Here is a 20458-nt window from a genome sequence, read left to right on the forward strand (position 1 = left end):
GTCACTCAAAATACATTCATTGTGTAATATACTACAAACTATCGCTGTCCACTTTAAGGGACGACTAAATGTCAAAAACCCCTATCGATTAATTTTGATATTCTCAATACATTGTCATTCAATTCTCCATCGTTATTATTCAGTTGTAGAATATTAAACCCTTTGCCTTTTAAATACCCAATAGCATCTGTAAAGTATTTTATTTCTTGAGCGCGAGACATTTTCTTTTCGAACCTAGAGAATACTTGTCTTTTTTTTAGGCGCCTCTCTAACTCTTTTTCATCAGCCAACAATATGACGTATACATCAGGAACTAATATATTCTTATTCATTTCCCAAATTTTCCTTGTGCTCACACCGTCAAATCTCTGTAAAACTAAACTAGATGCGATATATCTGTCACAAATAACCACCTTGCCATTATCCAAGTTAGGCTTTATGATGGTATCAATGTGGTATCGCCTATCAGAAGCTATTAGCATTCCATAATGTTCTCCAGAATATCCACCCTCATTCGCTTTAACATATTGTCCAAAACCAGTATCACTAGGTTCTCTTGTAAGAATAATTCCTCTATCAGCCATTTCTTTTTGCACTGTTTCAGCAATTGTACTCTTACCAACTCCATTGGGACCATCAATAGCAATAAACATAACTTACAATCCCTCCTTTCCGCACCGGCTCCTCCATGCTTGATATTTTTTTCTACACTCAGACTCAATATCTGTGTTACGTTTACATTTTTTCCACCAAACTTCCCAAAGCAAGAAATACAAATTACACTCCTTGTCAATCCCTCGATATTGTTTAAAAATATATTTCTCCTTAGATACATATGTTATAGTTATGCAAGCGCACTCTGAGTCATTCCCATCTTTAAACAAACGGCCTCTTATCAATAAATCTGGATTATAACAAGAGTTCCTGAACTTACAACATAAACTTGAAATGGGACTCCGACGTGTTTCAGGCAATTTCAATGAACGAGACTTCTGATATTCTTTACATTCATTACATTCTAATTTTTCATAAAATTTTATTTCAATGCTCTTTTCAAATGTTCTCAAAAGGCAGCCTATTCTAAGCTTATCGCTCTCATCTCTCGGCTCTAAACATAACGCTTGTATATTTCTAAAACGTTTTTCCTTCAATTGTTTGTATTGCTCATTATTAAAAATTGAGCGATCCTCTACGTTCCCCAAAAAATCCAAATCACCACCAAATAATCTTATTTCTCGATTAGGATCCGCTAGGTTTGTTAAATCAACTATTTTTTTATTGATCTCGTTTCTATCAAGTAAATCCGCCCTTCGGGAGAAGAAATAAATTAAACAAGAGAGACAAAGAAAGACTATCGTCGAAATAAAAAAAACTATACTTACACCATTATTGGTTAAGTATAGGATAATGAATGCCGCTACAAAACTGGCAACCATTACCCGGGTTTTCGAGAGAGGAGAGTAATCGTCTCTTGTCGAAACGAATGTTGCAATAACAGACACGGCAAAAAGCACTATTGTCAGTAAGTCATAATCTTCCATAATAGATACTAATTATTCATAATTATTTAATCGGACACAAGTCCCAATCACATTCATCAATCTTATTACCATTCATTATTTTAGCTGCGTGACACCCTCCATAACACCCCTCTTTCGAGCATTTTGTTTTCAAAACAATATTATTCAAGCCGCTATCATTTACATACTTGTCGATATCTAAATCATTTGAAATAATATTGCCAATAATAAATTGGTCACTTGAGTATGGACTGCGGGTATTTTTACAGGCAAAAACCATATATGGACATAAGGTAGTATCGCCATTTGTAAAGATATAAATCATATCTCCTAATACACATTGTGGCAAGGGTTTGCCCTCTCTATTGGGAAATCTAATGTGTAGAACTTCAAAAGCATCATCAACAAAATGATTCGTAGACTTTCTTATCTCATCAAAACCATCCTCCTCTATTGTAAACCTCAGTGATTTTTGTCCTCGTCCCAAACTAGACAATGGGTTAAACAATACATACTTGGCATTATTTGCTTTCCCAAATTGACAAATGTTCTCAAATTCTTCTTTTTTACAAAAGAAATTGGGGGTACATAATAGGCCATTCAATTTCCCAACTCTGCCAATATTTCTTATATTAGTCAACAGAATCTCAAAATCTTCAGACACTCTAAGACCTCTAAATCTGCCATGAGAATTAAAAGAAAAGCCATCCAAACTAACATTAAACTTTAACCTAGGAATCTCGGCAAACTTAGCCACATCTTCCTTAGTAATTAATGTCGCATTGGTGCAAATGGTTACTTCAATATCATTTTGAGCAAGCAAAAGACAAATCTCGAATAAATTAGGATGAGTAAAGGGCTCCCCTCCTGTCAGAGATACTTTTATAACATTCAGTTTTAACAATCTCTGTAATATATGTTCTCTAATAATTTCTAAGCTCATCACACAGCCACTATGCTGAGCAGAAACAAAACAATGTTTACAATGTAAATTACATCGTTCTGTTATTTGCAAAATAGCTTTTTTATACGGGGCACAGGTCGTTGTTCTGAAATAGCAAGGAGCAACTCCCCCACCTTCATAAATTTTTCTAGTTTTCATGAGACAAATACATACTTACCACTCGAGTTTCAGTAAAACAGCAGAATGATCAGTGATCCTATTAGAAGTTCTTGTTTCATGGATAATGTGACAATCCACTATCTTACTAGCCAATAGGTTAGAAACAAAAAAATAATCGTACCTATAACCATCATTTGTTCTCCCGACCCAAGTGTAATCGTTTAAATTAGGGTTATAATACCTGAACGCATCAACATTTCCTTGGTTTATAAAGAATTCATAAAACCGATATTCCCAATCTTGAAATATTGAATAGTGTGGAGTATGACCTCTGTCAAGAATATTTAAATCTCCACATATTACACGATGAGCAATTTGATTGTCTTTGATGTGATTAGCGACATCAATACAAAAATCTTTTTTTCGTTTGATTCTCTCTTCACTGCTATCTCTCGATGGAACATACAGACCAACAATATTTATTCTAGCTCCATTGAAAAGGATGTCACAAGCAGCAAATCTTGCATAAAACCTATGTGATAGATCATATATCGAATATCTATTTTCAATAGGCACTCTACTTATGATCATAACTCCCAAGTCACCCGTACTTGATTTGGGATAATATACATCGTAGCTTTCTGTTGTCCTAGGTGAAAACAAATCGGTAGTTGGGTTTCCAAAATATTCCGCTATATACTTACAGCCATCACTATTTTTGGTTTCAGTTAGGACAAAAACATCTTCACTACGTCCTTCTAACCACTGAACTTGACTACGTGCTCTTTCAATTGAGGGATTCCCAATATTAAGTGTCAAAATACTTAGAATACTCATATTAGCTCCGATATTTTTTCGACAAAAAAACCTAAAATTATCCCTAACACAAAACTCAAAAGGTGGAACCACCACTTCTCTTTACACGCCTCGTATATTCCTTGTAGCGAGAAACCATATATTTCTTTCCAACTACTATCTGTCTTCAGCACGCCTTTGTAAGATAAATCCAAAAACTGTTTGAGGATATTTGTTTTTCTTGATAAAGATGTTAGTATTGAATCATACTGCCCCTTATCAAGCATTCCTTGTTCTTCATCATACTCTAAGAAGCCTGCTGTTTCAATAGAATTTTTTTCTGACAAGTACTTAATACGCCAACTATTTTTACTCTCTTTTGTATTCTTATTTACAAAATTCACTCCATATCTTTTCTTAAATAAATCACAAACATCAATCATATTATTTTCTGAAATAACAGCCGTATTCCCACCTAATAGCTTGCATCTATCCTCTAAACCCGAGTAAAAGCCATAATTAAAGAGTGCCATTCTCCAGTGTAGCCAAATTTTTTCACGATATTGTCCTTGAACAATGGCATAAAAACTCTCCAACATCCTTTTTTCACACTCATCATAATCTGCTACAGTTCCAGTAAATCTCTGTTTCATAGGACAAATTTCCGTGTGAATTGAAAATACTCGAGGTTGCCCTGATAATGGCAAAACCCCTATGCTAATAATTCGTTGAACGCCGTCAATCACTCCACGAGCATACCAAATTATGACATATCTCTCTTTATGTTCATTTATCTTTTTGATTGTATCCCTTGCCTCTCTATAGTACTTGTATTGAGGTGTCATATGTTGTTTTATCGTAATAATGATTTATATCTAGACATGTAATACTACATCACCAAGCCCCTAGAAGAGCCAAAGATCCGGGAATCAATTACAAACGTCCACAAATACGAGCTTATATTATTGGCGCAAATATACAAATTATTTTTACAAATAATTTGTACACTAGATATTTTTCTCACATGACTCCAAAATAAACGTTTAGCATGTTAGCGAAAGAGGAAACAGATCCTTAATAAGGATACATATAACGGCCCATATCCACTCTGTTCATAGGAAAGACTAAAATTAAACCCCACATCGAACATCTAAATGCCCTCATTCGACAATATATCCCGAAAGGTTTTTCTTTCATCGACATAACCCCTAAACAGCTTTCCAATATACAGAACAAACTCAACCATAGACCAAGAAAGAAACTCCGATATCCCCCTCTTTCGAGTACTTCTTTCTAAATTTACCTTAGTGTTGCATTTATTTGTGGAATCTGCACCCTGAAAAAGCCTCATTTTATAACGTGCAATAAACTAACTTATTTGTATTTTAATAGCTTTCGATTTTGGGTGCCACGATGACAAAGTCAGGAAAAAGGGGACGGAGACTATCGTTCCAAGTCGCTACCGTCGAAAGAAAAGGGCAGCAACAGACGCACATCCGGTACCCTGACAGCCTCTTCTTCCCCGACCATCAGGATCGGGAAAGGACGATGGCGGCTACAAACCTCCAGCATCACCTGACGGCAAGCCCCACAGGGCGTGATCAGGGGCACACGTCCCGAAGCGGAAAAAGCCACGAGCACCATCTCCCTCACGGCTGCCTCCGGATACCTGGCTCCGGCATAGAAGAGCAGCGTACGCTCGGCACATAGTCCGGACGGATAGGCCGCATTCTCCTGATTGCTGCCGGAGAGGATCTCCCCATTGTCGAGCAAAACAGCCGCCCCTACCGAAAAGCGACTATAAGGCGCATATGCCGATCGGGCTGCCTCGATGGCGGCAGCTTCCAGACGGAGCACATCGGCCGAAAATTCCGATCGGGGAACTATATCATAAGGTGTGGAAAGAGTTTTACGGAGCATAAATCTGATTTTTCTTTTCGTTTCCTCAAAAATATAACAAATCCGACAGAATCGGCCACATGCCGGCGGTCACAAAAAAAGCGATCGGGCACAGATAAGCGTGCAGCCTGTCTGTACCCGATCGGATTGTGGAGCTGGAGGGAATTGAACCCTCGTCCAAACATGGAATCAATATGCTTTCTACATGTTTAGTTTCACTTGGAATTTTCGTGAGCGAGCGGAGGCTGAAACAACCCAGTGCCCGATCCTTATCTCCCGTTGGATCTGACCACAGGCAGGAAGCCATCCTGTGGCGGTTCCCGATTTGTTAGCACCGCACTATCGAGCTGCTTCGGGACAAGAGCTGCTCGGGCGATGTCTCGTCGCTGCCACTTTGGCTGCGATGAAGCGTCTAATCTACTATTCTTCGATTACGCAGCGAGAGCGTAGTTATTTTCGCCAATTAAACTTTTGATGTCTGAGATTATAGTGCAAGCCACCCACGCACTACATGCTTACATACCGCTTCATCACGCTGTCAAAGCCGGTCAGCCCCATTGTGAGTCTCGGTTGTGAGTGCAAAGTTAGCATTATTTGCCGAAGCGGCGCAATCCTTTTCTGTCCGCTGCGTTTTGCATGCTCGTCCACCACGGATCGTTTACGCGCCGAAAAATTCGTGTTTGCTGTTCGTAAAAACATGGCGCGAGAACTTTTTCGTTTTGGTTCGGGAGCTGAAAAATTTACGCGCCAAAGCGAAAAAAATCTCGCGCCATTTTCTCAGAAAACACGCGCCACAATCGGAGCGTTTTTGGTTCGTGTTTCCGAAATCGCAGGTTACAGAGGGTCTCGATCAGGAGACCGATGGCTGCACACTCACTCTTGGGATTCTGCCTTGCAAAGCATCAGGAGTTGGCGTGCTTGCTGCTCTCCCCAGTGCGGAGCATAGGCCGGCGACACGGTGGCCGCAGCATAGCAGGACACGCTCTTCTCGGCAAAGGGGAGGGCTTTGTCCCTACCCCCTCCGAACTGTGCAGGGGTATAGAGCAGGCTTTGGGCTTGCAGGAAGTAAGCTCGCGGATTGGCCGGGTTGGCTTCAAGTGCGACAGCCAACTGTCGGCTGCTCTCCACGCCATAAGTCTGCCAGCGTTCTTGTGGATTGACCAAAAGACGCGCCGAGGCAGCCATGCTGCGCAGGCAGGCTATTTCCGACAAGTCTCCTCCGAGCGATTCGGCTTTGTCGAGCATGGATTCGGCTTTCGCGCATAGCCTATCGGCCTCGGAGGGATTGCCGAAGGCCGGGAGTATCCGGCAGTAGGCGGCATAGTAAGCAGCCATCCAGTCGGATCCATCCACGGCAGCTATCCGCGAAAAGTCCGCGGCCAATGTGGCATATTCCGTCGGTGGCACACTGTCCAGAGCAGCTACCTTTCGGCTCATCACTTCGGCATAGGCCGTTCCTTGTGCGTATGTCGCGCACAGCCCTGCAAAACCTGCGATGAGGAGCAGGGCGATTCTTCTGAAAGTTTTCATCTTGATTTGATTTTTATATCGGTGTTCATGATTTCTTGTCGGCGGTCTATTCCGAAGTTGATGAACAGACCTACCATATAAAACTGTCGGTAAGGGGTAGAGATTCTGACCGATGGATATACGCCTCCGATGGGTTTGTCCCCGAAGCGATAGCCGTAGGTGGAATCCGAATTGAACAGATTGTGCACGCTGAACACGAGTACTCCGGTGGCTTTCTTGTACTTGAACGGGTAATTGTACGAGGCACTCATGCTGAAATTGGCCGGTAGCGATGCGTTCAGATAAGCCGGGGAGGATACGTTGGGATCGTGGTAGGTCATGCCGGAACGCCAGGACATGGATACGTTGAATAGTGAGCTGATAGGAGCGCACCAATACTTCAGCACAGTGGACAAGGTGTGCTTGGCCACGAAATCCGGTCGCTCCTGATCGGGCGAAAAGAGATACTGCCTGCGTGCATCAGTATAGGAATAGGAGAACCACTGCTCGAAGGCTCTGATCAGTCCGGATGCTTTCCAGAAGAAGTCCAGCCCCCTTGCATATCCCTTGCCGAGGTTGGAGGCCGTGCCATCGGGTGCCAACGTGGTCAGTCGGGAGTATGCTTTGTCATAGGCTTGGAGGCGTAGTACTTGTGTACGTGAGGGTCGCCACTCATAGGTCAGGTTGTACTGCCGGGAGTGTTCGCGCTTTTGTGGTACAATGCCATGGGTGAGGTAGTAGTCGCCGGGGGCGGCATAGCCTCCTGCATCCCAAGTAATCCGGCTCGAACCGGAGAGCTTGTAGGTGGCTGACAAACGGGGTAGGACAATGGCCGACTCGGTAAGTCCGGAATACTCGGCGCGCAATCCGGCTGTAACGGAGATCCGATTAGACAGAGGGAAGAGGGCTTCGGCATAGGCTGCAACAAGGTGTTCCCGAAGGGTGGGCAAGGCTGATGATTTTTCCTCCCGAACAGAGGACTTGGCTTCGCTATATGTATAATCGAATCCGTAGGAGAGCCTCCAGGTCTTGATCCGAGAATCGAAGCGAAGGCGGACATTGGCATCGCGTTCTACAGTGCGGAAAGTACTCTCCATGTCCGGCTCGATTTCGAGCTGCCGGTGCAGCCGATTGTGATCTTCGCTATAGCCGGCAGACAGGGTGGATGTCGTTTTGCCTCCCTGGAAGTCATGCCTCCAGACAACCATCCCGAATCCATAGGAGTTTCGTCCCGTGTAGAGCATATATGCCGTTGCAGGGGACGGTATTCGCAGAGCCGAAGAGGAAAGATCGTGCACGAAGAGAAAAAGCCCCTTCACCTCATCTTGCGGAGTCGGGTTCCATATCGTCCGAGCATTGTAGGCATAGGAGCGGTTGGTACCGGGCAGTTTGTACTCCGGCTTGAGCAGCAGACGGATATAGGCGGCATCGCTCGCTGAGGCGTTCTGCTCTATATAGAAACGATTCGACTTGGAAAGATGCCCGGCCCCACCGTTTACAAAAAGCGGGGATATTCCTATCGCAACGGATGAGGGGGACTTCCCTGCCAAACGGAGCTGGAGCAGTCCGCTCAGTGCGCCGCCTTCCGTGGCTCCATAGCCTCCGGTGGAGAGCGAAAGGCCACTGAACATCCCCGTCTCGAAACGAGATCGGGCAGGTGTGTCGAACCTGTTCTTGCCGAAAAAACGCTTCACCCGTACGCCTTCTATCGTCACGGCCGTTTCCCAAGAGGCTCCTCCACGAACGAAAAATCCCTCACGGTCGCCCACATCCTGCAAGCCGGGTGTCTGGCGCAAGGCCATCGAGAGATCTCCGTTACCACTGGGATTGGTGTACACATCCATGGGATTGAGCACCGTCTTGTTCTGCTTGCCTCCCACTCCGAAAGCGGAGACGCTGACGACGACTTCGGAGAGCTTGTAATCATCGGTCTCACGCAGGCGGATGCGGATGTTCTCCGTCGGATCTCCCTTCCGAATGGTGAGCGTGTCGGAGTGATAATTGATGTGCGAAGCCACGAGACGCATCGGGAAAGTGCCGGTCGTCGTAAAACGAAAGCGTCCGAGGCTGTCGGTGGCCATACCGTCGAAGCTGTTGATGGGATAGACATTGGCCAAAACGATAGGTCGGCCTTTGGTGTCGGTGACTGTACCGGCTATCTGTCGTTGAGCAGTGAGAGATACAGGGATGCAAAGGGTGAGGAGAAGCCTGATCAGGCTCCTCGATATTAAGCGCTTCATTTTCTTAAATGATTGGTTCTAAGAGGGATTCACTATTGTCCGAATCCCCGATGTGGACAAGTCTTTTTCTTTTTCGATTAGCGAGTAGAGTTTGTCGGCAGGTAGGACTTGAGTGCGTCGAAATGTGCGGAGAAGGCCTCACGGCCGGCATCGGTGGCTCGGCAGGTGGTACGCGGACGTTTGCCGTTGTAGCCTTTTTCTATTTCGATGTAGCCGGCAGTGCTCAGTTTGTCCAGTTGTACACTGATGTTGCCCGAAGTAGCCCCCGTCACCTCCTTGAGGTAGAGGAAGTCGGCCTCCTCCACACTCATGAGGACGGACATGATGGCCAACCTCAATTCGGACATGAGTAGCGGGTCGAGTGGTCTAAGCATCGCGCAGAATTTTTCGTTCGAGGTAGCAGAGGTAGTGTCCCGGCACGCAATGCATCAGGAAGAAGGTAAGCCCGAAGATCAGCACCATCAGTTTTCCGCTCATAGGCACCACCAGAAGCGTATAACCCATGAGTATGCCGAATATGGAGCTGTATTTGAGCAGCGTTACCTTGTGGGAGAATCCGGTGATGGCCGTAGCGATTCCTACGAGAATGAGTACGAGGGGAAGAATAGCCAACGGGAAGCGATAGGCCAGTATGCTCAATGCTGTAACATTCAGCCCGATGATTATCCATGTCGTGTCTATAAATCGGTCTATCTGCGTGCGTGCATGTGCTTCCTTCTGTCTCTTCCTGCTATGAATAAAGGTCAGACACCCACCTACTATCGGGATCAGCATCCACAGATAATTGGCCCGGTAACCGATATGAGGGTAAACGAAAAGGATCAGCAGACTGGTGGCAAAGGTGACGTATCCCCATATCAGGCTGGGAATGCCTGCTCCGCGGATCAGTCGTTTGCGCGTCTGCTCGAGCATCTTCTCGATCATCTGTACGCTCTCTTGGGGTGTAAGTTGTTTCTCATCCATTGTTTCGCTATCTGTTAGGGGTTTGTATTCCGTTTGAAAATGCCTCCGCAAGGCATTTCTTACCGCTCCTGATGCAAATATAAATTAGTTTGTATTATAAACCAAATATAAATGAGAAAATTTTTGCGCAGGAGGGAGAAGATCAAGGAAAGCGAGAGAATGTTTTTCGCCGGCGGATATAGAATTGGAAGACAATGGAATAGGGCTTCATCGGTGCCGGGATGGAGCCGAGGAGAAGATTCTCGGAACGGGAAGAGGAGAAGTCCGGTCGCATACGGCGGAAGTCGCTGCGTGCACGAAAAACGGCCTGCATATGGCGGAATTTGCCGGTGAGCAAGAAAACCATGGCGGAGAGGAAATCCAACAGAGCGCGGATGCGCATGGTGGGTTTGAGAGCTGTTTCCGGCAAATTCTTGTACAGCATCAGCAGATTGTTTCGGAAGTTGAGATACACTTTGCGCGGATTTTTCATGTCGAGGCTACCTCCTCCCAAATGGAAAACAGTAGAACCGGGTGCTACGGCTATGCGCCAGCCACGGCTATGGAGCCGCCAGCAGAGGTCTATCTCCTCCTGATGAGCAAAAAAACGAGGATCCAGTCCTCCTACCGCCATATACACTTGTCGGCGAATGAAAAGGGCTGCGCCGGAAGCCCAGAACACCTCTGTCGTATCATCGTATTGGCCGGTATCAGTTTCTACTGTGTCGAAGATACGCCCGCGGCAGAAGGGATAGCCCCAGCGGTCTACATAGCCGCCGGCAGCTCCGGCGTACTCGAACGCGTGCTTGTCTCGAAGAGCGCGGATTTTGGGTTGGACAGCGGCAACATCGTTTCGCTCTCGGAGCAATGCAAGCGGAGCATCCAGCCACCCCTCGGTCACCTCCACATCGCTATTGAGCAGCACCACGCAGTCGCATTCGGTCTGTGCGATGGCGCGGTTGTAGCCTTCGGCAAAGCCGTAGTTCTCCGGGAAAAGGATCAGCTCCACCTGTGGATACCTGCGACGGAGAAATTCCACGGAGTCGTCCGTTGAGCCATTATCAGCTACGATGAGGCGCGCCGATTGTCGTGGCGTATGTGCTATAAGAGAGGGGAGGAACTCCTCCAGCATCTTACGCCCGTTCCAATTGAGGATGATGACTGCGGTTGTCATGACTGGGGGGTATTATGCAGTCGGGGACGTTTCCAACGGCGGTGGCTCCAAAGCCATTGCGACGGATCGCGACGGATAGTGGTCTCCATCAGGCGGACATATTGCTCCGTAATACTGCCTTCGGGACTGTTATCCTGAGGATGGTGCAGGAGCTTGATGGTGCCGGTGAAAGCATCGCGCCCCGTTTTCTCCACATCCATATAGACTACGGGCAGAGAGAACTTGCGGCTAAGCTTCTCCGTCCCATTGAAGAAAGCCGTTTCTCTGTCGAAGAAAGTAGTCCAGTATGAGCCGGCATAGGCCGGACTTTGGTCGGCTATGAAGATAACCAGCGGAGTCTCTGTCGGAATAGGATTGCGGACAAGCCGGAGGAGCTCGCGCGGCACATCGTGTTTGGCTATCCCACGCGAACCGAATCGCTCCCGTATGCGATGCATGAGCAGATCGGAAGAAGTGCTTTTCAACGGGCGAAAGATCTGATAGATCTGCAAGCCCAAATCTTTGATGATGGCCTGACTGCCGGAAAAATACTCCCAGTTGCCGAAATGCCCCATCATCAGGAGAATGGCCGGGTGCCCTTCGGCTCGCAAGCGGATCAGGACATCAAGATTCTCGAATGAGATGTGGCGGCGGAGTTGTGCCTCTGAATAAGTCAGGAGTTTGAAAGAACTCAGGATTTGGTACGTGAAATTATAGTAGAATCGGCGTTCGATGCGGCGTATTTCCGGTAAAGATTTCTCGGGGAAACAGCGAGTCAGATTGTCACGCACCACTTTTCTCCGGTAGCGAACGACTGTGTGCAGTAGCCCTGCCAGGATACGGCTCTGCAACCGCACCATCCATAGCGGCAGCACTGCCTGCATATACGTCAGGCCTAACAGCAAATAATAGGAAAAGGGAGGTGTCGCTTTCATTGGAATACGGTATCGGCTGTCAGCACATATTCACCGCTTGCATCGGTTTTGCCCAATACGACCTCTTCCACCTTGCCGACAGAATCTGCAGCATAGGGAGCCGCTACGCGGACGTAGTTCTCCGTGAAGCCCTGCATCAGTCCCTCGTGGCAAACATCCTCCCACAGCACTCGCCGGTGCGTCCCCTCTTGGAAGCGATAAAACTCGGCAAGCCGGAGATCGGACAGATCCAGCAGGCTGCGGCTACGGCGTTGCTTCTCTCGAGCATCTACCTTATAAGGTATTTGCAGAGCTTGGGTGCCGGGACGCTCCGAATAGGTGAAAACGTGCAGGCGGCTGAAAGAAATCTTCTCCCGTAGGAAGCTGTAGCAGTCTTCGAAGAATTCGGGCGTCTCTCCTCTCGTACCTACAATGACGTCTATCCCGATGAAGGCATGGGGCAATGCCCTGCGGATATGCTCCACTCGCTCCCGAAAGAGAGCCGTGTCGTACCGGCGACGCATGAGCTTGAGTACATCGTCGGATCCGCTCTGAAGCGGCATATGGAAATGCGGAGCGATACGGCATGCCGATGCACAGAACTCGATAAGCTCATCCGAAAGAAGATTTGGCTCGATAGAACCGATTCGGTATCGTTCGATGCCTTCCACTTGATCCAGAGCACGCAAGAGATCGAGGAATGTCTCCCCCGTACTGCGCCCGAAATCTCCTATATTGACCCCCGTAAGTACGATCTCCTTTCCTCCCTCTGCAGCTACGGCCTCGGCCTGCCGAACGAGAGACTCTACCGACCCGTTTCGGCTTCGTCCGCGAGCTTTGGGTATCGTACAGTAAGAGCAGTGATAGTCGCATCCGTCCTGTACTTTGAGGAAATGGCGTGTGCGGTCGTCCGCCGAACAGCCGGGTTGGAATTTGCGAATATCCTTTGTAGGGGTCGTGAGAATAGTCTGCTCGGCAAAGCCTTGTATCGGTCTTTGGCTGAGGATATTTACGAGGTCGAGCTTTTCATCGGCTCCCAGCACGATGTCCACTCCCTCTATTCGAGCTATATCCTCCGGTTTGAGCTGGGCATAGCAGCCGGTGACGATCATCAACGCACCCGGATGCTCTTTATGTAACTTGCGAATGGCATTGCGGCATTTCTTATCGGCCAACTCCGTTACGGAGCATGTATTGACCACGCATATATCGGCCTTTTCGCCCTCTCGCACGGGTCGTACGCCCTGCTCAGCGAGAGCTTTTCCGATAGTCGAGGTCTCTGCGAAGTTCAGCTTGCAGCCGAGAGTCAGGAAAGCCGCTTTTTTGTTTTCAAAGATGAAAGCATCTGTCATACCGCGCAAATTTACTGCTTTTTGAGACGGTGGGACAGATATTTCGGCTTTCTCCACCCAAAAACGGATCTGTTTTGGCGCGACCAACCTGATTAAAATTCGAAAAACATTGCCAATCTCGAATAAAAACCTTTTCTTTGCAGACGCAAACCTCAGCATGGTTCGTTGGCCGAGTGGTTAGGCAACGGTCTGCAAAACCGTCTACGGCGGTTCGAGTCCGCCACGAACCTCTTCAAAAGGTCTCTTAAGCTACAGAGCTTGAGAGGCCTTTTTTCTTTTCCCTTTTCTTTATTTTGCTTTCTGGATGACGCGCAGGAAGCGTAGAACGGGACTGTACCGCTCTCGTGAAATACGAAAACGAAATGGAGGCTTATGCCATACTCCATTCTATAGCCTATAGGGGTACCCGAAGTTCTGAGAGGAAAAGGCTCTATCTGCGCCAGAAAGCAGGGTGGAGAATGGAAATAACGGTGAAAACTTCCAGACGTCCGGTGAGCATCAAGAAAGAAAGAATCCACTTGGAGAAGTCTCCGGCCTGACTGAAGTTGCCGTAGTAGTCGCCGAATCCGGGACCCACGTTACCCATGGCCGATACGGCCGAACCGACTGCAGCGACAAAGTCCATGCCATCAAGTGTGAGGAGGATGATGCTGCAGAAAATCAGCAGGAAATAGAGAAAAGCAAAGGCGAGTACCTGACTGACCAATGGTCCCGTGATGATAATCCCATTGATTCGTACCGGTACCATCAGATTAGGGTGAGTACGCTTCTTGAATTCGTTGCGCAGGTTTTTCATCAGGACAACGAGGCGACTGATTTTGATCCCTCCCGTCGTCGATCCGGCACAGCCACAGACAATCATCATCACGATAGCTATACTCCAAAAGAAAGGCCCCCACGAGAAATAATCGGCCGTAGTATAGCCGGTGGTACTGATGATGGAATAGGTTTGGAAGAGTGCATGTCGGAAGTTTTCCTCCAAGCTCGGATATTCCCCCCTATACAAAAGCCATAGTGTCGTGATCAAAACGGCACAAAGGGTCAGGACGACAAAAGTGCGCATTTCCTCATCACGAATCAGTTTCCTGGGTTTCCCTACCAGCAGAAAGTACTGAAGCGTGATGCTTAGGCTGCCGTAGAACATGAAAAACGAGGTGACATACTCTATGTATGAGGATTGAAACTCCGCGATACTGCTGTTGCGCGTGGAGTAGCCTCCCGTGGAAATGCATGTAAAAGCGTGGCAAATGGCATCGAACAGCCCCATCGGTCCCAACCAGAGGAGGAGAATCAGCACGGTAGTACTCAGGATATAGACACCACAAAGCCGACGTGCCACCTGACGGATGCGTGGCAGAAAACGATCGTGGATGATGCCCGTGGTTTCCGCATTGTATATCTGCGAAACGGCACTTCCGGCACCGAGCATTGGGAGCAGCCCTACCGTAAAGACTACGATACCGATACCGCCCTGCCACTGCATAATGCTACGCCAAAAAAGAATGCCTGGGGGCAAAGACTCCACTTCGGGGAATATCGTGGCTCCTGTGGTCGTGAAGCCGGACATGGTCTCGAAGAAAGCATCCGTCACGGAGGGAGTATATCCACCGAAAACAAAAGGAAGCATGCCGACAAGCGATAGGATCAGCCACGTCAGCGTGACAGTAAGCATCCCTTCGCGCCGACTTGCGTTGTTCATACGAGCACGGCACCCCAGCAGGTAAAAACAGGAACCTACCGCAGCCATCACTCCTATGGTGTAAACAAAAGGCAGCAGATCGCTCCCCTTGTAGTAGACGGATATGCCCAGACAAATCAACAGAAAGAGAATCTCGGACAGGCATAGAGTGCCTACCACCTTGAAGACGAATTTGAAATTGATGTGCTGCAACATACTGCCCAGACTTGGCAATGAGGAAGATTAGCCGAAGAAATCTCTCAGAATATTCAACGGTGTATTCAAGCAGAATACGACGACATGGTCATATGGTTCGATCACTGTATCGCCATGGATCATTTGTGGAACACCATTGCGCACCATGCCGCCGAACGTTATTCCCTCCGGAATGTTCAGGTCTTTCACAGGTCGTTTGGTAACGGGTGCTCCGCGGTGCGCTACGAGTTCGGCTACGTCAGCATTGGCGAGTGTCAGGCACTTCACCGTACTCGTGTCTTCGCCAAGGAATATGCGGAAAATGGAGCCGGCAGCCAAAAGTTTTTTGTTGATAAGCGTACCGATGTCAAGACGGTCAGCTAACGAAATGTAGTCTATATTCTCCTCCTTGGCAATGGTCTTGAATACGCCGAAACGCTTGGCCCCCAAGCAGGCGAGGACATTCGTCTCAGAATTTTCCGTCAGAGCAATGAAAACATCGGCCTGATCCAAACCGGCTTCCAAAAGGATGTCCGAGTCTCGACCATCACCGTTGTAGACCTGCACGTTGGTGGGAGCAATGGCACTGATACGCATGCTCTTTTCCTTGTCTTTCTCGATGATCGCCACTTGTATGTTCCGCGGGATCATCTCTATGGATCGGATGGCTATGCGGCTACCACCCATGATCACCACTTTGTGGACGGGCGGATTGTCTTTGCCGGCCAGCTTGCGAATTTCATCCAATTGGTTTTGCGCCGTTGCAAAGAATACGATGTCACCGTGCAATATCTGCGTGTTTCCTTTCGGAATAATGGTATCGAGGTCACGCTTGATGGCGACAATATGGAAGATTTTGCCTTCTTTTCGAGTCAGTTCACGAAGATATTTCCCTACGATATATGCACCTTCACGAACCTTCACCCCCACAAGCACCAAGGCTCCATCGAACAGCTCCACGTATTGGCGTGCCCATGGATTTTTGATGGTCGATACGATCTCCCTTGCAGCCAAGAGCTCGGGATAAACCATCGTATGGACTCCCATATCACGGAAGTACTGTACCATATCAGGTTTCAGGAATTCGTTGTTGTTGATGCGCGCCAATGTTTTCGAAGCACCCAAGCGTGAAGCGAGGGCACAAGCCAAGATGTTGTCCGCCTCTTCCGGCATTACGCTGATGAATAGATCGGTATACTTCACATTGGCCTGAATCAAATCCGAAGGAGAAAGCGGATTGCCCACAAGAGGCAGCAGTTCCGTGCGCATAGCAGCCACTTCCAAACGTTTGGGATTGGGATCGATCAGGATGATGTTCTGGTCCTCCTGCGAAAGCATCTTTGCCAAATGTGTACCCACCTCGCCGGCACCGGCTATGACAATGTTCATCTTGCTACATTAAGATTAGTGAGATCCATATGAAGTCTCCTCCTCGCCCTCCCTCTACGAATGTAACAGAAGCTCTTCAGTCAGGCGCAACAAAGAATCTGCATCCATGCCGCAGTCAGCATATTGTTCGGGCACAGATCCTTGCTCGATAAAGCGATCGGGTACTCCCACCCGTCTGATACGGGGGCTGTAGTCATGATCGGCCATAAACTCCATGACGGCTGTCCCGAATCCACCTTGAATGCAACCGTCTTCAATAGTAACGATCGTATCGAACTTCTTCCCGATGCTGTGCAGCATATCTTCGTCAAGCGGCTTGAGGAATACCATATCGTAATGAGCAGCGGATACGCCTTTCTCGGCCAAATGCCTCACTACCTTCTGCACCATATTGCCTATCGGGCCTATGGAGAGGAAGGCAACAGCTTCACCCTCCGTCAGGCAGCGTCCTAGCCCTATTTCGACCAATCGCGGAGTGTTGTGCCAGTCCGTCAGGACGCCTTTGCCACGGGGATAACGGATCACCATGGGCCCGTTATAGCCCTTGTATGCAGTCAACATCAAATTGCGCAGTTCGTGTTCGTTCAACGGAGAAGCCACTACTATGTCCGGCACGCATCTGAGGAAAGCCATATCGAACACCCCGTGGTGTGTGGCACCGTCCTCGCCTACCAGACCGGCACGGTCGAGACAAAGCACTACATGCGCACCGGACAGGGTTATGTCATGAATCACCTGATCGTATCCTCTTTGGAGGAAAGAAGAGTATATATTGCAAAACGGGATCAGACCCTCCTTAGCCAAACCGGCCGAGAACGTGACTGCATGCCCTTCGGCGATTCCAACGTCGTACGCTCGCTTCGGGTATTTCTTCATCAGGAAAGTCATGGAGCAACCTGTCGGCATGGCCGGAGTGACCCCCACGATGCGCTCGTCCCGGTCCGCCAGCTCTACGAGCGTATGGCCGAATACATCCTGAAACTTCGGTGGCTCGGGGTTGCTCTCTACTTTCTTGCGTTCTCCCGATTTGATGTCGAATTCGCCCGGTGCATGCCAGATCGTAGCTTGTTTCTCGGCCGGAGAGTAGCCCTTACCTTTGATCGTTCGCAGGTGCAGGATCTTAGGCCCGGCCATATCCTTGATCTGATTGAGTACTTCCACCAGACGGAGTACATTATTGCCATCGACGGGGCCGAAATACCGGATGCTGAATCCTTCGAACAAATTGCTCTCGCGTGCCAGCAGTGCCTTGAAGCTGTTGTTGAAGCGCAGGAGGTTCTTTCTGTTCGTCTCGCTGATCAGATTGATTTTTCGCAAGCCCTTATAAAGGTCGTAGCGAATCGTATTGTACGTCTTGCTGGTGAGAATGTCCACCATATAGCGGTTCAGCCCTCCGACATTCCTGTCGATGGACATATTATTGTCATTGAGGATGATCAGCAGATTGTTCGGAAAAGAGGAAGCATTATTCAATCCTTCAAAAGCCATTCCTCCTGTCATGGAGCCGTCTCCTATGACGGCTATCACCTTCCGCTTCTCTTCCTTGACAGCCGAAGCCACCGCCATCCCGAGTGCTGCAGAGATAGAGTTGGAGGCATGTCCTGCAGGGAAAGTATCGTATTCGCTTTCTTTTGGAGAAGGGAAACCGCTGACGCCTCCCCATTGGCGCAATTGTCGGAAGGCTTCGCGCCGGCCTGTCAGGATCTTATGGCTATAGGCCTGATGCCCCACGTCCCATACGATCCGGTCGTAGGGCGTATCGAATACATAGTGCAAAGCCACCGTAAAATCCACCGCGCCCAAGCTGGATCCAAGATGACCGGGGGTCACCGACAGCACCTCCAAGATGTAGCGGCGCAGTTCGCGGCACACTTGTGGCAGCTGTTCAGGTTTCAGTGCGCGAAGATCAGCCGGGGAATTTATATGATCGATTAGAGTCGTTAGACGGACTTCCATCTTGATACTTTTTCGTTTCTACAAAGGTAATCATATCGGATTATTATCAAGACCTCCTATACTCCACGATCAGGGCAATCGCATTTGAACCACTAATGTACATCTAAACCTCATGATTGCTACGTTCAATTATCAAAACAACCATGATTTCATATGTCAGAGATTCAAATTCTATAGGGAAGAGACTAAAAATTTTCAAATGCGATAGCCCTGACACCACGATCGGAGCGTTTTTCAGTTCATAAGACCGAGGCGAGAGATCATAGGCTATTCCGCCTGCTCCATGAAGAAAAAAAAGAATCCTGCACGAATGACTTGAGACAAACAAATCGTTCGTACAGGATACGATTGGATCATATCGGCTTTGACCGTTAGGGAGCGAGTACCTTAACGATGCTTTCGCCTGCTCGTACGATATATATACCGGATGAAACCGCAATATCATGATCGGCAAAAGCAGCCTCATTATAAATCCGACGCCCTTGCATATCGTACACCTGAAGAGATGTGCCCACAGGAGCACCTGCTATGAATATCCGACCGGCAGCAGCCCAAATACGGATGTCATGGAACATGGGAGCAGCCAGAGAGGTTACTACCGGTTTGTTGTCTTTGAGATACGGCCAACCGTTGTTCACGTCATTTGCCTGAAGCCAGGGAGCAGGATTTTGATCTGCATTGAGCTTGGCAGCCATATCGGCCGTCTTCATTGCCGCTTCCGGCATACCTGCGATGGCAGGGATTTCGACGCCGTTCCCTATGCCGACCATACCCGGGTTTTGTTCGTTGTTGTAGAAGCAACCGTCGTATTTGCAGTTCATGGATTCGTCTGCCGTCATACCGACAAAAGCACCCGGATTTTTCCCACCTGTTACTTTGGCTGACACGTAGCAGTGCTTGGCAATGAAGTTGGCTGATACCTGACCGGCAAACCCTCCGAGAACGGCTTGATCACCACTGTCGAGCGATGCGACTTCCACATTGAGAGCATAGCAGTTGGAGAAAGTAGACTCGGTTCCGGGGAAGAAAGCAAAGTTTACGCCGACAAATCCACCGATCAACCCGACGTCTGCGATCACCTTGCTATCGGCCACGAAGCAATTAGTCACCTCGCAGAGGTTATAAGCCTGTGAAATGAAAGCTCCACTTTGTCCCTGGCTATAGACTTCCACACGAGTAGCAGAGCTGTTTTCAATCCTCGACTCATTCAAAAGGCCTCCGACCAAAGAGCCGGCACCACTACCACCGAAGCTCGTTTCGAATCGGGCGGAAACCACTCGACAGTCGTAGGCATGGCAGTTGCTCACGAGCCCTTTGTTGTAGATGTTGCAAACAAGAGCTCCGGCAGGAGCAGAGCCTACGACCGTAGCATTGCGAATGATCGTATTGCGGATAACAGCCTGATTCGTTTGTCCGAAGAATCCGATAAAACCCAAGGTCGGATCACTGATCATTACACCCGATATTGTATGATTAGCTCCATCGAAAATGCCGGAAAAGGGATTGTCATTATTCTTACCAATCACCTCGTCGAAGCGATGGGCCGAAAAGTCCACGTCATTACCCAGTTTGATGGTCACGCCTTTCATGGATTTGCCGCTATTGACGAGTTTGGCCAAACCGGCAAATTGCTGTGGCGTCGTGAGGGTAAATTCCGTACCCTCTGCTGTGTACCAACTGATATCGGCATGACTGCTCCATGTCGTTTGGGGCATGGCAGCACTCCATTCGTCGGCTATATCCTGAGATTCGCGGACAGATGTGCGGTCGGAAGCGTGAATGGACTGAATCGGAGCTGTACCGGCTTGCCCCACTGCAAGAGCCGAGACGGTGGCAGCACACAGAGACAGTAC

Annotated in this window: 18 protein-coding genes, 1 tRNA gene and 1 other RNA gene (1 of these 20 cut by a window edge); 1 reads left to right on the top strand and 19 read right to left on the bottom strand. The window is 48.2% G+C overall.

The genetic code is table 11. The features are described 5' to 3' along the window. Nucleotides 1–71: 71 nt before the first annotated feature. The 15 genes from tmk to mtaB all read right to left on the bottom strand — a co-directional run bounded on the left by tmk (nucleotide 72) and on the right by mtaB (nucleotide 13387). On the bottom strand, nucleotides 72–653 hold the full coding sequence (tmk, locus tag HQ50_RS00505; protein WP_052074852.1) for a dTMP kinase: 582 nt from the start codon (nucleotides 651–653) through the stop codon (nucleotides 72–74). A gap of 3 nt (nucleotides 654–656) precedes the next feature. Continuing rightward, the gene (locus tag HQ50_RS00510) at nucleotides 657–1541 is read right to left on the bottom strand and encodes a hypothetical protein (protein ID WP_039427539.1); all 885 of its coding nucleotides are present in this window, start codon (nucleotides 1539–1541) and stop codon (nucleotides 657–659) included. 22 nt (nucleotides 1542–1563) lie between these two features. After that, nucleotides 1564–2622 carry a radical SAM protein gene (locus HQ50_RS10280; protein WP_081960015.1) on the bottom strand — a complete coding sequence of 353 codons (1059 nt, stop codon included), beginning with the start codon at nucleotides 2620–2622 and terminating at the stop codon, nucleotides 1564–1566. Between the two features lie 15 nt (nucleotides 2623–2637). Then, nucleotides 2638–3420 carry an endonuclease/exonuclease/phosphatase family protein gene (locus HQ50_RS00520; RefSeq protein WP_039427542.1) on the bottom strand — a complete coding sequence of 261 codons (783 nt, stop codon included), beginning with the start codon at nucleotides 3418–3420 and terminating at the stop codon, nucleotides 2638–2640. After that, nucleotides 3417–4223, bottom strand: coding sequence for a hypothetical protein (locus HQ50_RS10285; protein ID WP_052074854.1), 807 nt, complete (start codon nucleotides 4221–4223; stop codon nucleotides 3417–3419). Before HQ50_RS10285 ends, HQ50_RS00520 begins: the two co-directional genes overlap by 4 nt. Before the next feature lie 598 nt (nucleotides 4224–4821). Further along, complete coding sequence (gene cdd / locus HQ50_RS00535; protein WP_039427546.1) at nucleotides 4822–5298, bottom strand: cytidine deaminase; 477 nt, start codon at nucleotides 5296–5298, stop codon at nucleotides 4822–4824. Between the two features lie 126 nt (nucleotides 5299–5424). Continuing rightward, nucleotides 5425–5833: a transfer-messenger RNA gene (gene ssrA / locus HQ50_RS10450) on the bottom strand. Between the two features lie 102 nt (nucleotides 5834–5935). Continuing rightward, on the bottom strand, nucleotides 5936–6028 hold the full coding sequence (locus HQ50_RS11940; protein WP_230587988.1) for a DUF1661 domain-containing protein: 93 nt from the start codon (nucleotides 6026–6028) through the stop codon (nucleotides 5936–5938). A 122-nt stretch (nucleotides 6029–6150) separates the two neighbouring features. Further along, on the bottom strand, nucleotides 6151–6807 hold the full coding sequence (locus HQ50_RS00540) for a hypothetical protein (protein WP_039427548.1): 657 nt from the start codon (nucleotides 6805–6807) through the stop codon (nucleotides 6151–6153). Further along, complete coding sequence (locus HQ50_RS00545) at nucleotides 6804–9026, bottom strand: carboxypeptidase-like regulatory domain-containing protein (protein WP_039427550.1); 2223 nt, start codon at nucleotides 9024–9026, stop codon at nucleotides 6804–6806. The genes HQ50_RS00540 and HQ50_RS00545 overlap by 4 nt, the downstream gene beginning before the upstream one ends. Nucleotides 9027–9103: 77 nt before the next feature. Beyond that, nucleotides 9104–9400, bottom strand: coding sequence for a transcriptional regulator (locus tag HQ50_RS00550; RefSeq protein WP_039427552.1), 297 nt, complete (start codon nucleotides 9398–9400; stop codon nucleotides 9104–9106). Continuing rightward, nucleotides 9393–9989 (bottom strand): hypothetical protein, encoded by a 597-nt coding sequence (locus HQ50_RS00555; RefSeq protein ID WP_039427554.1) that lies wholly within the window; start codon nucleotides 9987–9989, stop codon nucleotides 9393–9395. The genes HQ50_RS00550 and HQ50_RS00555 overlap by 8 nt, the downstream gene beginning before the upstream one ends. Nucleotides 9990–10131: 142 nt before the next feature. Then, a complete protein-coding gene (locus HQ50_RS00560; RefSeq protein ID WP_039427556.1) occupies nucleotides 10132–11142 on the bottom strand; it encodes a glycosyltransferase family 2 protein in 1011 nt (336 codons plus the stop codon). Beyond that, the gene (locus tag HQ50_RS00565) at nucleotides 11139–12056 is read right to left on the bottom strand and encodes a lysophospholipid acyltransferase family protein (protein ID WP_018965119.1); all 918 of its coding nucleotides are present in this window, start codon (nucleotides 12054–12056) and stop codon (nucleotides 11139–11141) included. The genes HQ50_RS00560 and HQ50_RS00565 overlap by 4 nt, the downstream gene beginning before the upstream one ends. Further along, nucleotides 12053–13387, bottom strand: coding sequence for a tRNA (N(6)-L-threonylcarbamoyladenosine(37)-C(2))-methylthiotransferase MtaB (gene mtaB, locus HQ50_RS00570; RefSeq protein ID WP_039427559.1), 1335 nt, complete (start codon nucleotides 13385–13387; stop codon nucleotides 12053–12055). The genes HQ50_RS00565 and mtaB overlap by 4 nt, the downstream gene beginning before the upstream one ends. A gap of 159 nt (nucleotides 13388–13546) precedes the next feature. Here mtaB and HQ50_RS00575 point away from each other — a divergent pair. Further along, nucleotides 13547–13617, top strand: a tRNA-Cys gene (locus HQ50_RS00575). A gap of 200 nt (nucleotides 13618–13817) precedes the next feature. Here the strand turns inward: HQ50_RS00575 and HQ50_RS00580 are convergent. The 4 genes from HQ50_RS00580 to HQ50_RS00595 all read right to left on the bottom strand — a co-directional run. Next, on the bottom strand, nucleotides 13818–15281 hold the full coding sequence (locus tag HQ50_RS00580; protein WP_039427561.1) for a TrkH family potassium uptake protein: 1464 nt from the start codon (nucleotides 15279–15281) through the stop codon (nucleotides 13818–13820). Between the two features lie 27 nt (nucleotides 15282–15308). After that, nucleotides 15309–16649: a Trk system potassium transporter TrkA gene (trkA, locus tag HQ50_RS00585; protein ID WP_039419434.1), complete on the bottom strand. Its 1341-nt coding sequence runs from the start codon at nucleotides 16647–16649 to the stop codon at nucleotides 15309–15311. A gap of 54 nt (nucleotides 16650–16703) precedes the next feature. Then, nucleotides 16704–18605, bottom strand: a complete 1902-nt coding sequence (gene dxs, locus HQ50_RS00590; RefSeq protein ID WP_039427563.1) for a 1-deoxy-D-xylulose-5-phosphate synthase — start codon at nucleotides 18603–18605, stop codon at nucleotides 16704–16706. 371 nt (nucleotides 18606–18976) lie between these two features. Beyond that, nucleotides 18977–20458, bottom strand: partial view of a T9SS type A sorting domain-containing protein gene (locus tag HQ50_RS00595; protein WP_018965114.1) — the 3' portion only. The gene runs 33 nt beyond the window's last position; only the last 1482 of its 1515 coding nucleotides appear in the window; its start codon lies beyond the right edge, outside the window; the stop codon is at nucleotides 18977–18979.

The organism is Porphyromonas sp. COT-052 OH4946, from assembly GCF_000765965.1.
Lineage (GTDB): Bacteria > Bacteroidota > Bacteroidia > Bacteroidales > Porphyromonadaceae > Porphyromonas > Porphyromonas gulae.

What these genes read in the sequence shown, in the direction of transcription:
- tmk (WP_052074852.1), bottom strand. Translation starts at nt 653, where the DNA reads ATGTTTATTGCTATTGATGGTCCCAATGGAGTTGGTAAGAGTACAATT.
- HQ50_RS00510 (WP_039427539.1), bottom strand. Translation starts at nt 1,541, where the DNA reads ATGGAAGATTATGACTTACTGACAATAGTGCTTTTTGCCGTGTCTGTT.
- HQ50_RS10280 (WP_081960015.1), bottom strand. Translation starts at nt 2,622, where the DNA reads ATGAAAACTAGAAAAATTTATGAAGGTGGGGGAGTTGCTCCTTGCTAT.
- HQ50_RS00520 (WP_039427542.1), bottom strand. Translation starts at nt 3,420, where the DNA reads ATGAGTATTCTAAGTATTTTGACACTTAATATTGGGAATCCCTCAATT.
- HQ50_RS10285 (WP_052074854.1), bottom strand. Translation starts at nt 4,223, where the DNA reads ATGACACCTCAATACAAGTACTATAGAGAGGCAAGGGATACAATCAAA.
- cdd (WP_039427546.1), bottom strand. Translation starts at nt 5,298, where the DNA reads ATGCTCCGTAAAACTCTTTCCACACCTTATGATATAGTTCCCCGATCG.
- HQ50_RS00540 (WP_039427548.1), bottom strand. Translation starts at nt 6,807, where the DNA reads ATGAAAACTTTCAGAAGAATCGCCCTGCTCCTCATCGCAGGTTTTGCA.
- HQ50_RS00545 (WP_039427550.1), bottom strand. Translation starts at nt 9,026, where the DNA reads ATGAAGCGCTTAATATCGAGGAGCCTGATCAGGCTTCTCCTCACCCTT.
- HQ50_RS00550 (WP_039427552.1), bottom strand. Translation starts at nt 9,400, where the DNA reads ATGCTTAGACCACTCGACCCGCTACTCATGTCCGAATTGAGGTTGGCC.
- HQ50_RS00555 (WP_039427554.1), bottom strand. Translation starts at nt 9,989, where the DNA reads ATGGATGAGAAACAACTTACACCCCAAGAGAGCGTACAGATGATCGAG.
- HQ50_RS00560 (WP_039427556.1), bottom strand. Translation starts at nt 11,142, where the DNA reads ATGACAACCGCAGTCATCATCCTCAATTGGAACGGGCGTAAGATGCTG.
- HQ50_RS00565 (WP_018965119.1), bottom strand. Translation starts at nt 12,056, where the DNA reads ATGAAAGCGACACCTCCCTTTTCCTATTATTTGCTGTTAGGCCTGACG.
- mtaB (WP_039427559.1), bottom strand. Translation starts at nt 13,387, where the DNA reads ATGACAGATGCTTTCATCTTTGAAAACAAAAAAGCGGCTTTCCTGACT.
- HQ50_RS00580 (WP_039427561.1), bottom strand. Translation starts at nt 15,281, where the DNA reads ATGTTGCAGCACATCAATTTCAAATTCGTCTTCAAGGTGGTAGGCACT.
- trkA (WP_039419434.1), bottom strand. Translation starts at nt 16,649, where the DNA reads ATGAACATTGTCATAGCCGGTGCCGGCGAGGTGGGTACACATTTGGCA.
- dxs (WP_039427563.1), bottom strand. Translation starts at nt 18,605, where the DNA reads ATGGAAGTCCGTCTAACGACTCTAATCGATCATATAAATTCCCCGGCT.